Origin of the sequence: Alicyclobacillus fastidiosus (genome assembly GCF_026651875.1) — a bacterium.
In the GTDB taxonomy this organism is placed as follows: domain Bacteria; phylum Bacillota; class Bacilli; order Alicyclobacillales; family Alicyclobacillaceae; genus Alicyclobacillus; species Alicyclobacillus fastidiosus.
This window is the reverse complement of sequence record NZ_CP104067.1, coordinates 5,178,959-5,193,369: the sequence shown is the minus strand read 5'-3', so window position 1 is coordinate 5,193,369 and position 14,411 is coordinate 5,178,959. Positions and strand designations below refer to the sequence as shown.

Annotated in this window: 14 protein-coding genes and 2 pseudogenes; 14 read left to right on the top strand and 2 right to left on the bottom strand. The window is 52.3% G+C overall.

The window, feature by feature from the left end; genetic code table 11:
- The first annotated feature begins 167 nt into the window (after positions 1 to 167).
- The 8 genes and pseudogenes from NZD89_RS25265 (at position 168) to NZD89_RS25235 (ending at position 7,681) form a co-directional block, all read left to right on the top strand.
- Positions 168 to 1,142: an ABC transporter permease gene (locus NZD89_RS25265; protein ID WP_268005421.1), complete on the top strand. Its 975-nt coding sequence runs from the start codon at positions 168 to 170 to the stop codon at positions 1,140 to 1,142.
- Positions 1,143 to 1,147: 5 nt separating this feature from the next.
- Positions 1,148 to 2,047 carry an ABC transporter permease gene (locus NZD89_RS25260; RefSeq protein ID WP_268005420.1) on the top strand — a complete coding sequence of 300 codons (900 nt, stop codon included), beginning with the start codon at positions 1,148 to 1,150 and terminating at the stop codon, positions 2,045 to 2,047.
- A gap of 24 nt (positions 2,048 to 2,071) precedes the next feature.
- Positions 2,072 to 3,046, top strand: coding sequence for an ABC transporter ATP-binding protein (locus tag NZD89_RS25255; protein WP_268005419.1), 975 nt, complete (start codon positions 2,072 to 2,074; stop codon positions 3,044 to 3,046).
- The gene (locus NZD89_RS25250; protein WP_268005418.1) at positions 3,046 to 4,035 is read left to right on the top strand and encodes an ABC transporter ATP-binding protein; all 990 of its coding nucleotides are present in this window, start codon (positions 3,046 to 3,048) and stop codon (positions 4,033 to 4,035) included. The genes NZD89_RS25255 and NZD89_RS25250 overlap by 1 nt, the downstream gene beginning before the upstream one ends.
- Before the next feature lie 61 nt (positions 4,036 to 4,096).
- A complete protein-coding gene (locus NZD89_RS25245; RefSeq protein ID WP_268005417.1) occupies positions 4,097 to 6,061 on the top strand; it encodes a glycoside hydrolase family 20 zincin-like fold domain-containing protein in 1,965 nt (654 codons plus the stop codon).
- 73 nt (positions 6,062 to 6,134) lie between these two features.
- Positions 6,135 to 6,500 (top strand): annotated as a pseudogene (locus NZD89_RS29910) (sugar phosphate isomerase/epimerase family protein); the annotation flags it as partial.
- A 4-nt stretch (positions 6,501 to 6,504) separates the two neighbouring features.
- Entirely contained in the window at positions 6,505 to 6,735 is a 231-nt protein-coding gene (locus tag NZD89_RS29905; protein WP_369125226.1) for a sugar phosphate isomerase/epimerase family protein, read from the top strand.
- A gap of 73 nt (positions 6,736 to 6,808) precedes the next feature.
- Positions 6,809 to 7,681: a MurR/RpiR family transcriptional regulator gene (locus tag NZD89_RS25235; RefSeq protein WP_268005415.1), complete on the top strand. Its 873-nt coding sequence runs from the start codon at positions 6,809 to 6,811 to the stop codon at positions 7,679 to 7,681.
- A gap of 31 nt (positions 7,682 to 7,712) precedes the next feature.
- On the opposite strand, the gene NZD89_RS25230 is transcribed toward NZD89_RS25235, so the two are convergent.
- A complete protein-coding gene (locus tag NZD89_RS25230) occupies positions 7,713 to 8,243 on the bottom strand; it encodes a metallophosphoesterase (protein ID WP_268005414.1) in 531 nt (176 codons plus the stop codon).
- Positions 8,244 to 8,387: 144 nt separating this feature from the next.
- On the opposite strand from NZD89_RS25230, the gene NZD89_RS25225 reads away from it, so the two are divergent.
- The 6 genes and pseudogenes from NZD89_RS25225 to NZD89_RS25205 all read left to right on the top strand — a co-directional run bounded on the left by NZD89_RS25225 (position 8,388) and on the right by NZD89_RS25205 (position 13,815).
- Positions 8,388 to 9,113 carry an N-acetylmannosamine-6-phosphate 2-epimerase gene (locus tag NZD89_RS25225; RefSeq protein WP_268005413.1) on the top strand — a complete coding sequence of 242 codons (726 nt, stop codon included), beginning with the start codon at positions 8,388 to 8,390 and terminating at the stop codon, positions 9,111 to 9,113.
- Positions 9,114 to 9,147: 34 nt separating this feature from the next.
- Positions 9,148 to 10,116, top strand: a complete 969-nt coding sequence (locus NZD89_RS25220) for an ROK family protein (protein WP_268005412.1) — start codon at positions 9,148 to 9,150, stop codon at positions 10,114 to 10,116.
- On the top strand, positions 10,106 to 11,179 hold the full coding sequence (locus NZD89_RS25215; RefSeq protein WP_268005411.1) for a Gfo/Idh/MocA family protein: 1,074 nt from the start codon (positions 10,106 to 10,108) through the stop codon (positions 11,177 to 11,179). Before NZD89_RS25220 ends, NZD89_RS25215 begins: the two co-directional genes overlap by 11 nt.
- Before the next feature lie 93 nt (positions 11,180 to 11,272).
- Complete coding sequence (locus NZD89_RS25210) at positions 11,273 to 12,103, top strand: sugar phosphate isomerase/epimerase family protein (RefSeq protein ID WP_268005410.1); 831 nt, start codon at positions 11,273 to 11,275, stop codon at positions 12,101 to 12,103.
- A gap of 230 nt (positions 12,104 to 12,333) precedes the next feature.
- Positions 12,334 to 12,438 (top strand): annotated as a pseudogene (locus NZD89_RS29900) (Gfo/Idh/MocA family oxidoreductase); the annotation flags it as partial.
- A gap of 354 nt (positions 12,439 to 12,792) precedes the next feature.
- Positions 12,793 to 13,815 carry a metallophosphoesterase family protein gene (locus tag NZD89_RS25205; protein WP_268005409.1) on the top strand — a complete coding sequence of 341 codons (1,023 nt, stop codon included), beginning with the start codon at positions 12,793 to 12,795 and terminating at the stop codon, positions 13,813 to 13,815.
- Between the two features lie 107 nt (positions 13,816 to 13,922).
- Here the strand turns inward: NZD89_RS25205 and NZD89_RS25200 are convergent, their stop codons facing one another.
- Positions 13,923 to 14,324, bottom strand: coding sequence for a site-specific integrase (locus NZD89_RS25200; protein ID WP_268005408.1), 402 nt, complete (start codon positions 14,322 to 14,324; stop codon positions 13,923 to 13,925).
- Between the last annotated feature and the right edge of the window lie 87 nt (positions 14,325 to 14,411).

The following is a 14,411-nucleotide window of genomic DNA, read 5'->3' as shown; positions in this document are numbered from 1 at the left end:
GCGCTATCTGTGTGAGTGAATTGGGGCAGCGTAATAAAGCTGCCCCAAATTGGACAATGCGCGGTGAGGAAGGGACAGTGCGGTTCTTTGGGAAGGGTGATCAACGCGAGCGTTTGTTCGCGTCTGGTCAAGTTGTTTTCCATATGACGTCTATTGGGGGTGAGTACTTGCTTTGGTATGTCGTACGGCGTGTGTTCTACGTGATTCTCGCGCTCATTGTGGTCAGTTTTGTGACCTTTCTATTGATGCGGGCCGCACCCGGAAGCTTTCTTCAAATGGGCAGTTCCGGCCTAAGCGGCATTGATCTCGGCCTCGGCAGCATTGGCGTGAACAATCCACAAGCGGTACAACAGTTCATTCACACTTTTCACCTGGATAAGCCATGGTATGTACAATATTGGGGATATATATGGGGCTTTGTGACCTTGCACATGGGTACCTCGTTTGAATATCAGTCGACACCAACCATCAAGCTCATCGGTCAGACATTTCCTTTGACGTTGATGATCGCCGCGTTTGCTATTGCGGTCGCCGTACTACTGTCCATCTTGCTGGGAACCTTGTCCGCGCTGAGGGCAAACTCGTGGGCCGACAGGAGCACGGTGCTCATCGCGACCTTGGGGGCTTCAATCCCTCAGTATGTGGTAGCGGTGTTGCTGATGCTGGTGTTTGGGGTCTGGTTACATGTGTTGCCTGTGGTCGGCCAGGCTGGTCCGGAATACTTCGTGCTTCCAGTGCTTGCGATGGCCATCCCGATGTGTGGGTCGATGTCTCGATACATGCGCAACAGTCTCGTCGAGACGTTGAATTCGGAATACATGGTCACGGTCTATGCAAAGGGTGGGGGGATGAAGGAAGCGCTGTTTGGCCATGGACTTCGCAACTCTCTGTTGCCGTTTATCACTGTCGTTGGACCACAGTTGGCAACTCTCATGATGGGGACCGTGTATATCGAGCAGATGTTTGGCATCCTGGGACTCGGCAAGATCTTTACAAGCGCTTCCTCGACGCGCGATTATCCACTCATTATGGATTCCACCTTGATGTATGCAGTGTTGATTATGGTTATGAACTTCTTGGTTGACATTTGTTACAGTCTTTTAGACCCGCGGATCCGCAAGTTGCACTATACGAGGAGGTGAGGCAGATGGTGATAATTGTGCCAGAGATGGGCAAGACAGGCCTCGCTCGACCTAAGGGAACAGCGGCAAAACGGTTTTGGAAGAGATTTTCGAGAAACCGGCTCGCGGTGGCTGGACTGGGTGTGCTTGTAGTCATAGTCGTCAGCGCCACTCTGTCGGGGGTGATAGCTCCGTATAATCCTACGCAGAGCGATTTCATGCACGTCTATAGCGATCCCAGCTGGCGGCATTGGTTGGGAACGGACGAACTGGGTCGCGATATGTTGAGCAGAATTTTGGTTGGTCTGCGCAGCGCTTGTGCCGTCGGTTTTGGCGCCGAGGTCGTCGAATTGACCATAGGCATCTTGGTGGGCGCCATCGCCGGATATCTCGGAGGTGTCGTGGACAATGTGCTGATGCGCGTTGTGGACATCGTTTATGCGTTTCCGAGCTTTTTGTTCAGCATCATCCTCGTCGTGTTGCTTGGGCATAACCTTGGCGCCATCCTAATTGCTGTTGCCGCCACCAGTTGGGTTGGCATGGCACGCGTCGTACGCAGCCAGGTGATGAAGGTTCGCCAGTCGGGATTCGTGGAGGCCAGTCTCGGGATGGGGGCGTCGTGGTGGCGAATCGTCACTCGCTACATCATTCCCAATTCGATGGGCCCGATTCTGGTGGCGGTAACGTTTGGAATTCCCGCCAACATGATGGCGGAGGCAGGATTGAGTGTGGTGGGCCTGGGGATCGAGCCGCCTACGCCAGACCTTGGTGAATTGATTATTGCAGGGCAGTCCGCGATGTTCTCGTATCCCTATCTTCTTCTCGGTCCGGTGATCGTCTTTGCCGTCACCCTGATCAGCTTCGCTTTGCTTGGTGACGGGTTGCGCGACGTATTTGACTCGAAGAGTTCTCGCAGGGGACGCTGAATGTTGGTAGATGGAGGAAGAGCAATGCATCCGCTGTTGCAAGTCAAAAAACTCAACATCCAATTTCACACGGACGAGGTGCGAGTTAACGCCATCAACGGCGTGGACTTGACGGTCCCGGCAGGGAGAGCTGTCGCCATCGTTGGAGAGAGCGGAAGCGGTAAGAGCACGGTGATGATGGCGGTACCACGGCTGCTTCCGGGGAATGCCATCGTCGACGGCGAAATCCTGTTCGACGGGCGCGACACTGTGAAGCTGTCCGAAAAGGATTTACGGGCACTTCGGGGAAGAGAGATCGGCGTCATCTTTCAGAACCCTACCGCGTATCTCAACCCAACCAAGACGATTGGCCAGCAGCTCATCGAACCGCTGCTTTATCATCATATGGCCTCTGCGAAGGCGGCGAAACAGCAGGCCATCTCGTTGCTCGATCAGGTGGGTATCGCGGATCCCGAAGCGAGATTCAATATGTACCCGTTCGAATTCAGTGGCGGCATGCTCCAACGTGTCATGATTGCCATTGCTTTGATTGCATCACCAAAACTTTTGATTGCGGATGAGCCGACGACCGCACTCGACGTCACCATTCAAGCGGATATCCTTGTTCTCTTGAAGAAATTGCAGCGGGAGCGGGGGATGTCTCTCGTCTTCGTCACGCACGACTTGGCCGTTGCCGCACAGCTTTGCGACGAGGTGTATGTCATGTACGGCGGAATGGTCATGGAACATCTTCTCGTCAAGTCACTCGTGCATGAATCTAAGCACCCTTACTTGCGCGGGCTGATGCAGTCGATTCCTCGTCTGGACGGCCCTGTCGAGCGACTGCCGTACATTCCAGGAAACCCCATCAATACAACCCAACCAATGCCTAAGGGGTGCATCTTTCAGGAGAGATGTCATGCTAGGATGCCGGTCTGTGACGAACGGCCACCACTCGTTGGCTGTGCAGAGCATCATGAAGTAGCGTGTTGGCTGGCGCAGAATGGAGGGATTTCGTGATGCCGGAAACAGTGCCGTCCGAGTCGGCGCGCGTTTTGGTGGAACTGAAGGGAATCAAGAAATCGTTCCCGACTTCCCAGGGTGAACTCGTCGCCTGTCAGGATATTGACTTGGCGATTGAAAAGGGCCGCAGTTTTGGCCTGGTCGGGGAGAGTGGGAGTGGCAAGTCGACCGTCATGCGCGTCCTTCAGCTTCTATTGCCAGCGACTGCAGGGGAAATCTGGATGAACGGTGTAAACGTGACCAAATTGCCTCAACGGCAGTTGAAGCGGTATCGACGCAACGTGCAATTTGTGGCGCAGGATCCGTTCGGTTCTCTCTTTCCCCACTACACGATTGGCAAGAACATTTCGGAACCCTTGCGCATCCACCGGATCGGGGGGATGAAGGAGCAAACGCATCGAGCGCTGGAGCTGATGGACGCTGTTGGGCTTTCCTCCGATCTCTTTTACAAATTCCCTCATGAATTGAGTGGAGGTCAGCAACAGCGCGTGGCGATCGCGCGGGCACTGGCACTGTCGCCAGCGCTGCTTGTTCTCGACGAAGCCGTGTCGAGTCTGGATGTATCCATTCAGGCACAGATTCTTAACCTGCTGCAGTCGATGAAAGAACGGATGGGGCTCACGTATGCATTTATCTCTCACAATCTGGCAGCCGTTCGCCTTCTTTGTGAAGACGTCGCAGTCATGTACCTCGGCAAAATCGTCGAATCAGCTCCGTCAGGGGTGCTGTTCAAACGGCCTATGCATCCGTACACGAGATCGCTGATTGACGCGATCCCGGCGTTCGTCGGGAACCAGGTGAAGCCGTTGCCGTCCGGCCCGGTGGCGATTGGGGAGAGACCTTCAGCGACGCGTCGCCCGTCCGGATGTGCGTACCATACACGCTGTGCGTTTGCGACCGATGTCTGTCGAACGGTGGAACCAGAGTGGACAGAGCCGCATCCCGGACACCGCGTAGCCTGTCACCACGCTGATTCTTTCAACTGATGGGTACCGGTGTAAATACTGGTAAATAGAGCCAATCCAAGACTGAGCGGAGGTGTCGTTTGTGGTCGGCCAAAGTCAGAAAAAGTTCGTCTGCAATCCAGACTTTACGCCAGGAGCGACGGGTACAAAGGCAGCCGATGGATGGTCAATCAATCCTGAAACGACGTGTGATGACTACGCCGTCGAGTTGGCCGCAGGGCCGACCGGCGAAACGGGGCATGTTCAAATTGTCCGCGGAAAGGGCAGAAGCGCCGAATACGTTTGGCAGAAGATTGACGTGCGCGGAGAGCCGTCGCTTACCGTTCGCGGTTGGGTCAAGACTGTGGGAGATACCACCGCACAGTTGCGACTGTTTTTCATGAATCGACAAGGCAAGCTTTTGAAAAGGGCAATGTCGTCGCACGTGCTTTCGGAAACTGAATGGACCCTCGTGGAGCTGCACACCCGTGTGCCCGAGGGGAGCACGGAGGGGACCTTGTTTGCTATCTCCTTCACCTCTGGGGGACTGGGAGAGAGTCGATGGTGGAGCGTAGACGTCAGGGACGGCTCGCCGACCGAAGAAGCGTGGACGGAGGATTCGCGGGCGAACGACGGCCGGAGAACGGACCTGCGCGCAAAGGTGATTCCAACACCGAAGGAGGTTAACTGGGGAACGGATCAGTTTCAGATCTCTCCAGAGAGCACTCTATGCGTCCTCGCGCGGTCAGGTCGGTCGGCGATTCGGGCGTGCGGCAATTTACAAGAGGTGCTCACCGGTCGCCTCGGCGTACCGTTGAATGTTCGTACGGATTTTGATATGCAGAGAGACAGCACTGCGGTGATTGCGACACTCGCCGAAGATCTGCAGGAACTTCGCGACCTGACTGGGTTGGATATACCCCCGGTCCCAGAGCATAAAGAAGGATACATCGTATACATTTCGAAGCATCTATGTGTATGTGCAGCGAACACGGAGCGGGGACTCTTCTACGCTACGCAGACCGTCATTCAAATGTTTCCGAGTGAAGGAGACCTTGTCCTGCCGACGTGCACCATTCGGGACTGGCCGGAGCTTCCCGAGCGCTGCGTACACATTTTCGTCGACTTTCTGTCGTTGCAACACATGCGGGAGTTGATAGGGAATGTCATCGGGCGGCTGAAATTCAATACGGTGGTACTCGAATGTTCCATGACCCGCTGGTTGTCGCATCCGGAAATATGGCAACCAGAGGCAGGAACGCGCGCAAACCTCCGGGCTGTCCAGCAAATGCTGCAAGACGCCTACGTGGACGTCATTCCCCTTATCCAATCGCTCGGACATTCTGCATGGCTTTTCTGCCATGGACGAAACATGGACATTTGCGAAGACACGAGCGTGCCGTACGCGTACAATCCACTTGCTCCAAGGACATACGAAGTCCTCTTTGAAATCTACCAGGAGGCCATTGACCTTTTGCGACCTTCGGCGTTTCACATCGGTCACGACGAAGTCCGAATGGTCGGCGAATTTCCTAAATCGAATCGCGGGAAAGGCATCGGTTTCTCATCCTTGTTTGTTGAAGACGTGCGCAAGATCGCGAAGTTCCTCACGGATCAGGGTATCCGCCCTTGGATGTGGGCGGATGTCGCGTTCAGTCCGGACGTGGCTGGCGAGATCTCAAAACTGCCGCCGGACATCGTGATGGTCGATTGGCAGTACGTCCCGTTCCGCCAGTATGTCTCGACGGAGCAGTTGATGAAGGCGGGCTTCGACGTTGTTGGAGCAACTTGGTGGAATCCGCGAAACATTTGCACGTTTGCCAAATACGCCGCGACGGTTGGGGCAAAGGGGATGATGCAGACGACGTGGATTGGTCACTTCGCCAGTGTCAAATGGCCTTTGGAAATTCACCAGTATATCGCACATGTGCACGCTGCACAGAGTTTCTGGGCGGTTCAGGCAGACGAACCAGGCGCAGAGTTTGACCAAGCAGCCGACCGTTTCATTCGGGCTGCCCTGACGACTTGGGACGAAGCCGCGATGCCAGAATGGGCAGATCATTGGTAAAATTGGCAGGGCCCTTTTCGACTTGACGTGGGGACGGGAAGCTGACGACAGGCAATCCGACCCGCCGTGGATTGTGGGGTGTCGATACCGAGCGTGTCGACAGATTTACTCTGGAAAATATCCATTGACGGATTCCAGCCCGGCCATTCGTGCACGTGCGGAAGAAGTCGTTCGTCAGATGATCCAGCTCGCGCTTGAGGTTGGCGCCGATACCGTCCTCGTTGTGCCTGGATTGGTGACGGAGGAAGTTTCCTACGAACAGGCGTATGAGCGAGCTCAACTGGCGTGCAGCCGTTTGGCCGACGAAGTGGCAGGGACTGGCGTGGCGATTGCCATTGAGAACGTCTGGAACCGGTTTTTGCTGAGTCCATTGGAAATGAGACAGTTCATCGACGAGATCAATCACAAAGAAATTCAGGTCTATTTCGACATCGGGAACGTTTTTGCCGAACGGATATCCGGAACAGTGGATCCATATCTTGGGCAATCGTATCCGCAGAGTTCACGTCAAGGATTTTCGGAACGACATTGGCAACATCCGCGGGTTCGTTTCCTTGTTCAGAGGGGACGTGAATTGGGATGTTGTGCTTCGCGCGTTGTATGACAATGGTTACAACGAATATCTGACGGCGGAGATTCCCTCGGGGACGATTTACGCATCTACAACGTGTTAGAAACCATAAGATCTCTTCATGCTTTGTGTCGCATGTATGACGAGATCGAAAAGAAGGGATAGATGAGGAGAGCATGAAACGAGATATCGAAAAGACGCAGACTACGGCGAATTCCCTGGCGATGATTTACAGTATCTTGCCATCCCTATCGAACGCGGAACAGAAAGTGGCCCAAGCTGTACTCGACAATCCGAGCAACACGGTCTATTCTTCGGTCACTGACTTGGCGGAGGCGGCAGAGGTGGGCGAGACGACGGTGATTCGTTTCTGCCGCAAGCTGGGCTACCGTGGATTTCAGGAATTCAAGATGGCGATTGCACAAGACTTGGTAAGTCCCAGTCAACAGGTGTACGGAAAAATCGAAGAAGACGACTCTATCGACGTGGTGTGTCGAAAAATGACGATGTTCAACAGACAAACTCTGGACGACACGCTCAGCCTTCTGCAAGAGTCGGAGTTGCAAAAAGCCACGGACGCGCTGATTGCTGGAAAGCGCCATTTCTTTTTTGGCGTTGGCTCCTCTGGCATCACTGCTGCCGACGCACAGTACCGCTTCATGCGCCTCGGGTTCGACTCGCACGCTGCGTCAGACGGCCATATTATCGCGATGAATTGTGCGATGACAACGGAATCGGATGTCATCCTCGGGATCTCCACATCCGGAAGTACGAAGGACTTGGTCGACGCGTTGAGAATCGCAAAGGAGAACGGTGCGTACGTCATTTGTTTGACCGGCCACGCCCGATCCCCCATCACGTCTTACGCAAATGCGATCTTACTTGCGGCCTCGAAAGAGACCCCTTTGCAAGGCGGTGCGTTCGCATCAAAACTCGCACAAATTCACGTGTTGGACATTCTGTCGACGATTGTGTCCCTAAAACAGCGGACATCCACGTTCGAGGCACTGAATAAGAGCGCCAAATCTGTCTTAGACAAGATGTATTGACCGAGCGGCTTCGGGATTGCGTTGTAAGCGTTTAAAGGTCAGTCCTACCTGTTAAATTATGGAATGAAAATTTGATAACTGTCCAACCATCGCATCGCTTTGTGATCTCGAATGCGAAACGTCGTCGACGCCGGCGCCAGTTTGATAAAGCGGCTTTGTGGTTGTCATCGAGGACACACCCTCCACCTACGTAAGGCACTCCATCCTCGAGAATGAATTGGGTCGGCTGATCCATTCGCTGGTGGGTGTGTCCGCTGATCAGAAACGTATTGGGCCGCTCCTTGAGCACGGCTCTGATTTCTTCGCTTTGAAAGCATGTATGTTGAGAGTTCGCGACCGTGTTGTCGACTGGCTGATGGAGAAACACCAGCAGTCGCGCACGGATGGCCAGGTTGTAATCGCGAACTTTGCCGTTGGTGAAATCTCCATTGATGACCAAAATGTCTGGATTTTGCTCGGAGATGTCGTGTAAGGCGTGGTAGAGTCCGGGAACAGAATTGACAGGTTCAAGTGTTTCTGCCCATGCCATGAAGTGCAGATCTGAAGTAAAGGCAACGCGCATGTGTTCATCCTCCTCAATTGAGACAATTCTTATTCTCGTATAAAAAAATATTCCACTCTTATATTTAAAATGAAGGATTACTCCGTTACAAAGTGGAATATCTCTTCTAAGGATTACAAGATGGCCAGAAAGGAGGGTTTGGTGATGTCTCATGGAATGGATAGATTGATCGAAAGGGTTCGTGGCGGGTTGATTGTCTCATGTCAGGCGCTCGACGATGAACCACTGCATGGAGCAAACATCATGCCGCGAATGGCGGTGGCGGCAGCAGCGGGCGGCGCTGTTGGCATTCGTGCGAACGGCGCCGAAGATATTCGACAAATCAAAACGGAAGTTGACCTTCCCGTCGTCGGCATTGTCAAACGTACATACGCGGACACCTTGGTGTACATTACGCCAACCATGCGCGAGGTAGCGGAGGTCGTGACAGCCGGCGCCGACGTGGTGTCCATGGATGCGACGTCACGGTTGCGTCCGAACGGACTGACGCTTCCAAAACTCGTCCAGCAGATTCGCAACCAATTTCCAGATGTGATCCTGATGGCGGACGTATCAACCCTAGAGGAGGGGATTGAAGCCGCTGGACTGGGGTTTGACCTTGTGGCCTCGACCATGTCCGGCTATACCCAATATAGTAAAAATTTTTCGAATCCGAACTTTGATTTAATCGAAAGTTTAGTCAGGCACGTCGATGTTCCTGTCATTGCGGAGGGACATATCAGCACTCCGGAAGAGGCCGCACGCTGTATCGAACTGGGGTGTATAAGCGTCGTCGTGGGTTCTGCGATTACGCGGCCACAGGTAATCACGCGAAATTTTGTCGATCGTATAAAGCAGGTTCAGGAGTCCGTGAATCAATCGGCTCCATGACGGTACACTCGCGATTGTTGGTGGTGGTGCAGAATTGCGTTATAGCGTTGGAATCGATATTGGGGCTACCAAAATCCTGGCTGGACTAGTTCGGGAGGATGGAACCGTCGTTCATCGGGTACGAAGGACGACGCCGTTTGACAGCCGGGATGGCGTCGTCGAGACAACGTGTGAGATGGTCAGAGAGGTTGTTCTGTTCGGACAGACGCAGGACTGTTGCCCCGCTGGGATTGGGGTCGGAACTGCGGGGCAGGTCAACTTCGCTGAAGGAATTGTCGTTTCCGGTACTCCCAACATCCGCGACTGGACCGGCGTCAAGTTGGGGGAGTTGTTATCAGCCTCGGCGAATTTGCCGGTTTGGGTGGACAACGACGTGAATGCCCATCTACTGGCGGAAGTATCAATTGGTGTTGCTGCTGGTAGACAGAATGTGCTGATGCTTGCGCTTGGTACGGGGGTGGGGGGAGCCGCTTGCAACGAATCCGGTATTGTTCGTGGCACTTGGGGTGGAGCCTGTGAGTTCGGTCATATTTCGGTCGATTTTCAGGGGCCTGCCTGTAATTGTGGCAGCCGCGGCTGTCTTGAACTCTATGCGTCAGGGACAGGAATTGCTCGAATGATGCGCCAGCGCTTGGGCATCGATGCGACAGACGATTCCCGATGGATCGACGCGCCGTCGGTGTTCGAGGCCGCCCGCGCAGGAGACGCAAGCGCCCGGGCGGTGATTGCGGACATGATTGGTGCCCTGTCGACGGCATGTATCAGCCTCATTCACACGTTTAACCCACAGATGATCGTGTTGGGAGGTGGCGTGATGGAACAAGGTCCCTGGCTGTTCGAATCCTTGCGGAAGCGCATTGGTCAACAGGGCATGCCGTCGCTCGTCGGGGCAACAGAAGTGGTGTGTGCGAAGTTTGGCGCCGATGCAGGTCTGATTGGCGCTGCGTTACAACCCTTTGTTTATCAATGCGGATGGATGAGGAGTGAAGGACATGACGATTAAGGTGGGGGTAATTGGCGTCGGGTCAATCGCAGAGATTGCTCATTTGCCTAATTACCAGAAGAATGAAAATGTCAGTTTGGCTGCGGTGATGGACTTTAACGAACAGCGTGCGCGTCAAGTGGCCAACCGCTTCGGGGTGCCTGCGGTCTACACCGATGTGGACCAGATGTTTGCCAATGAGCAGTTGGATGCGGTCAGCATTTGTACCCCAAACACGACCCACGTGCCGTTGGCGCTCACCGCCATCCAGCACGGTGTTGACGTGTTGTTGGAAAAACCATTGTCGACCGACTATATCGAGGCTCAGATGTTGGTTGGCGAGGTGGAGAAGGCTGGCCGAATTTGTATGATCGGTATGCCGCACAGGTTTCGCAACGAAGCTCGTGCCTTGAAACATCTCGTGGATAGCGATGCACTCGGTGACGTCTATTATGTCAAAGCAAAAATTTTGCGCCGACGCGGCACACCGACCGGATGGTTTACGGACAGCTCGAAGTCTGGCGGCGGATCACTCATGGACATCGGCGTTCACGTGCTCGATCTCGCCTGGTGGATGACGGGCATGCAACAGCCCGAGCGGGTCTCTGGACAATTGGTCCAGGGTATCGGCAAATACGGAACGATGATGACTGGGCGATGGCGGTCGGCCGACGCGGCAAATCAAGACAATTCGGTATTTGATGTCGAGGATTTTGCAACGGCTTATATTCGGTTCGCAGGTGGCATGGTGCTGAGCCTGGAAGTGAGCTGGGCACTGAACGGTCAACAGGACGAAGCGGTCAAAGTGGATGTTTATGGGACGAAAGGCGGGCTGTCGATCGATCCATTGTGCTTCTATGGAGAACAGAACCGGCTTTTCACAGAGGGCAAGATCGACATCGTCCCCAACGACTTCTACGCGGACGAAATCAACCACTTCGTCGACTGTGTCAAGAATCGTGAGACACCGTTAATTCCAGCGCTGCAAGGCGCACAGGTCGTTCAGATACTCAGCGCCATCAACCGGTCTTCCGAAATGCGGCAGGAAATTGACGTGCGGGACATGGAAACCGTAACGCCTTAAGCTAGAGGTCGTTCAGACCTTTTGCGGACAATTTCGTAAAAATCTTCTTTTCTTAAACGTTGTGCGGATCAATCGCAGGAGGTGGCATCACTCGTGGAATTATGTGTCAGCATGTGGAGCGTACACCGGAAGTTTTACAACGAGGGCTGGACGGTGATCGACTTTTTGAAATTATGTCGAGACGCCGACGTTCGGCACGTGGAACTGCTTGATTTGTTCTGGCGGGACGTCGCCACAGAATTGCCGGCTGTCCTTCGCTTTATTCAGGAGAACGACATGACGGTCGCAGCTTATGCCGTGACCAACGATTTTGTCAGTGTCGATGCGTCGCAGCGCGCTGTCGAGTTACAGTCGGTGCGCCGCGGAATCGACTTCGCCCGTGAGCTTCGCGCTCCTGTTGTTCGAGTCTTTTCCGGTGATTTAAAAGAGGGATACGATTTCGAATCCGCATTCTCGTATATTGTGGAAGGATTGAAAGCAGCGGCTCGGCAGACGGATGACGGAATCGTACTTGCGCTAGAGAACCATGGACTATTGGCCGGACGGGGCGATCAGGTGAAGCGGGTGATCCAGGAAGTCGGTTCGGACAAGTTGAGGTCGACGTTCGACGTGGGCAATTTCTATCTAGTAGGACAACAGCCGATGGAGTCTTTGGCTGAATTGTCGGGATTTCTTGGCCATGTTCACGTGAAGGACTTCGTAAAAAGCGAAGTAGGACTGCCAGCGACGACAGGCGAGTATTTCGCCGGTGTAGCCTGTGGTTCGGGCATCGTTCCTTTTCAGGATATTTTATCGATGCTCGAGGCAATCAGATATCCGGGAAAATTGTCGGTTGAGTATGAGGGTGACGGCGACGAATTGGAAGGCGTCCGCCAAAGTCTGTCGTTTTTACGTACATTGCAGGAACAGATGGGGACCGCTTGAGGCGCAGGCTTGGAATGACTGGTATGCCAGTGTTACCAACAGCGGTACGCAGATTGTCGACTGATCATCCACGATTTCGATTTCCTGCGGTGGTGCTTCGGCGAAGTCCATCGCGTGTACGATCCGTACCAATTGCAACACGAACATTTCCTCGAGTGTATAGCAACGGGCCGACAGGCGATTGTCACCGCTGACGACGCTTATGAGGCGCTGCGGACGTCGTTTGCAGCGAGAACACGAAACACGCCGAATTTGGGATTGTGGCGGCAAGGGCTAAAAAGCACATTCTCTGCGATAAGCCCATCGCAACCAATCTCGCGACGCGCATCAGATGATTAGGGCTTGCTGCGAACATGGCGTTCTTTTGCAAATCGCCTTTTCTGTACGTTTTCATCCGTCTGTTCGACGGGTAAAGGAAAGCGAGGTATTACGGCCGGATCGTAAGTCCTATGACGACGCAGTTTCGTTCGTCAATGATCAATGGACGCAAACCACGTTTTATTGACAACATTATCGTAGATGAGAAGAGGGCTCCCCTGGTGCAGGGGGGCCTACTGTCCATAATTTGTAATTACTTAGGCTATACCTACCGCGCAAAAACCGTCGAAATGCGAGATTATTACTATCTTCGCTAGACACGTAGATGTACCATTATTCTCATTTTGTAGGACTTCAAGGGAGGCTCTAAGGTGAGAAAAGTTTCGAGTAACGTTTCGTTGTGTATGGTACCAAAAGTAGCCGCTCCATTTGTACCACAGGCACAGGCTAAACCGGTAACGATTACATCTCCCAGTACGTCGGTTGATAAGCCTAAGTTAAGCTTCGCTGTGATTAGTGATATTCATTTACGTGCAGGTGTAGATGATGTGGGAAATCCATATTACGATCACGTAGCAGAAAACAAGTTTCAAGCTGCTCTCCAGGACCTTCACAGTATAAATCCACACACCAATGCATTAGTTATAGATGGTGACCTTACAGTAACAGGTGTGCAAACAGATTATGACAGTATGAATAAGGTCTTAAATGAAACTCCACACCCGAGACATACGTTGTTTGCTATGGGTAATCACGAATTCTATCATGCATTCTATGATGAGAATGGTTATTACAACCCGAGTGCATTTCCGAATGGGGAAACCGAACAAACGGCAATTACTCGCTACTTGAAAAATACCGGAATGCCTAGTCTCTATTATTCTATTGTAATTAAAGGGTACCACTTTATCGTATTAGGTTCGGAAAAATCTCGTATATCCAATCCTAATTATTATGATAATGCTGTGGTTTCAGATACACAGTTGCAATGGTTAGATAACGAATTGAAAAATTCACCGCACAATAAGCCGTCTTTTGTGTTTTTGCATCAACCAATTCCTAATACAGTCGCAGGAAGTACCGGAAATTACATCATTGACTCCGATAACTTCATAAAAATTCTAGATAAGTATCCACATATCATCTTATTCTCCGGTCACGGCCACTGGACATTAAAAAACCAACCAGAGACAATGTGGCAAGGCAAGTTTACGGCATTTAACGATTCTTGTGTTCGTGATCCGTGGGATCCGACCACTAACAGCTTGGTAGGGGACAGTGAAGGGCTTTATGTTCAAGTATACAAGGATAAAGTCGTAGTAAAAGGAAGGGATTTCACGAACAAGCAATGGATCGACCAATATACAGTTAACATCCCCAAAGATCCTGTATAGGGTAAGCAGTGGTAGGCATCGTCTAACTAACGTGGAACGATTGGGTATTTGTAGACCTGTTAAAAGTCAGGACGTATTTTTAACAGGTCTACACTACACCAAATTGTTTATATCGGGCTTTTCGCAGGATAGTACAGAAGCATTTGTCTGATGTGATAATCCGTAAATACGTCAATCTTTACATCGGTCTTGAATCTAGACATTTTGCGGATAGGATTGTTCTTTTCGTTGTACAGTTCCAATTCAGCTTCTGCATAGTTGAAGAAGGCTCGAATGTTGATCAGCTTGTGGTTAAGCGTCACTGCATTGTTGCCGCGTTCCGCTTGACAGTAGAGAAAGTATCTTTTGACCAAAGAGTGTGTCACATCACCAGTATCCACAACACTATTTTCCACACAGAACTGATGAAATTCGCTAAGGGTACGTTGATAACCAGAGATGGTGTGTTGGGATAGGTTCTTCAACTGGCGATCATCGATGAAGTCCTTGATAGCAAATTTGATCAACAAAAAACCACTTCCTTCCTGATTTTCGTCTCAGGAAACAAGTGGTCGTTGGTTAGTGCAACCGTGTCTCTCTACGACCACACGGTTCAC

Excerpts from the sequence above, each read along its gene's own strand:
- NZD89_RS25225 (WP_268005413.1), top strand. The coding sequence starts at position 8,388 with ATGTCTCATGGAATGGATAGATTGATCGAAAGGGTTCGTGGCGGGTTG.
- NZD89_RS25215 (WP_268005411.1), top strand. The coding sequence starts at position 10,106 with ATGACGATTAAGGTGGGGGTAATTGGCGTCGGGTCAATCGCAGAGATT.
- NZD89_RS25255 (WP_268005419.1), top strand. The coding sequence starts at position 2,072 with ATGCATCCGCTGTTGCAAGTCAAAAAACTCAACATCCAATTTCACACG.
- NZD89_RS25235 (WP_268005415.1), top strand. The coding sequence starts at position 6,809 with ATGAAACGAGATATCGAAAAGACGCAGACTACGGCGAATTCCCTGGCG.
- NZD89_RS25260 (WP_268005420.1), top strand. The coding sequence starts at position 1,148 with ATGGTGATAATTGTGCCAGAGATGGGCAAGACAGGCCTCGCTCGACCT.
- NZD89_RS25250 (WP_268005418.1), top strand. The coding sequence starts at position 3,046 with ATGCCGGAAACAGTGCCGTCCGAGTCGGCGCGCGTTTTGGTGGAACTG.
- NZD89_RS25230 (WP_268005414.1), bottom strand. The coding sequence starts at position 8,243 with ATGCGCGTTGCCTTTACTTCAGATCTGCACTTCATGGCATGGGCAGAA.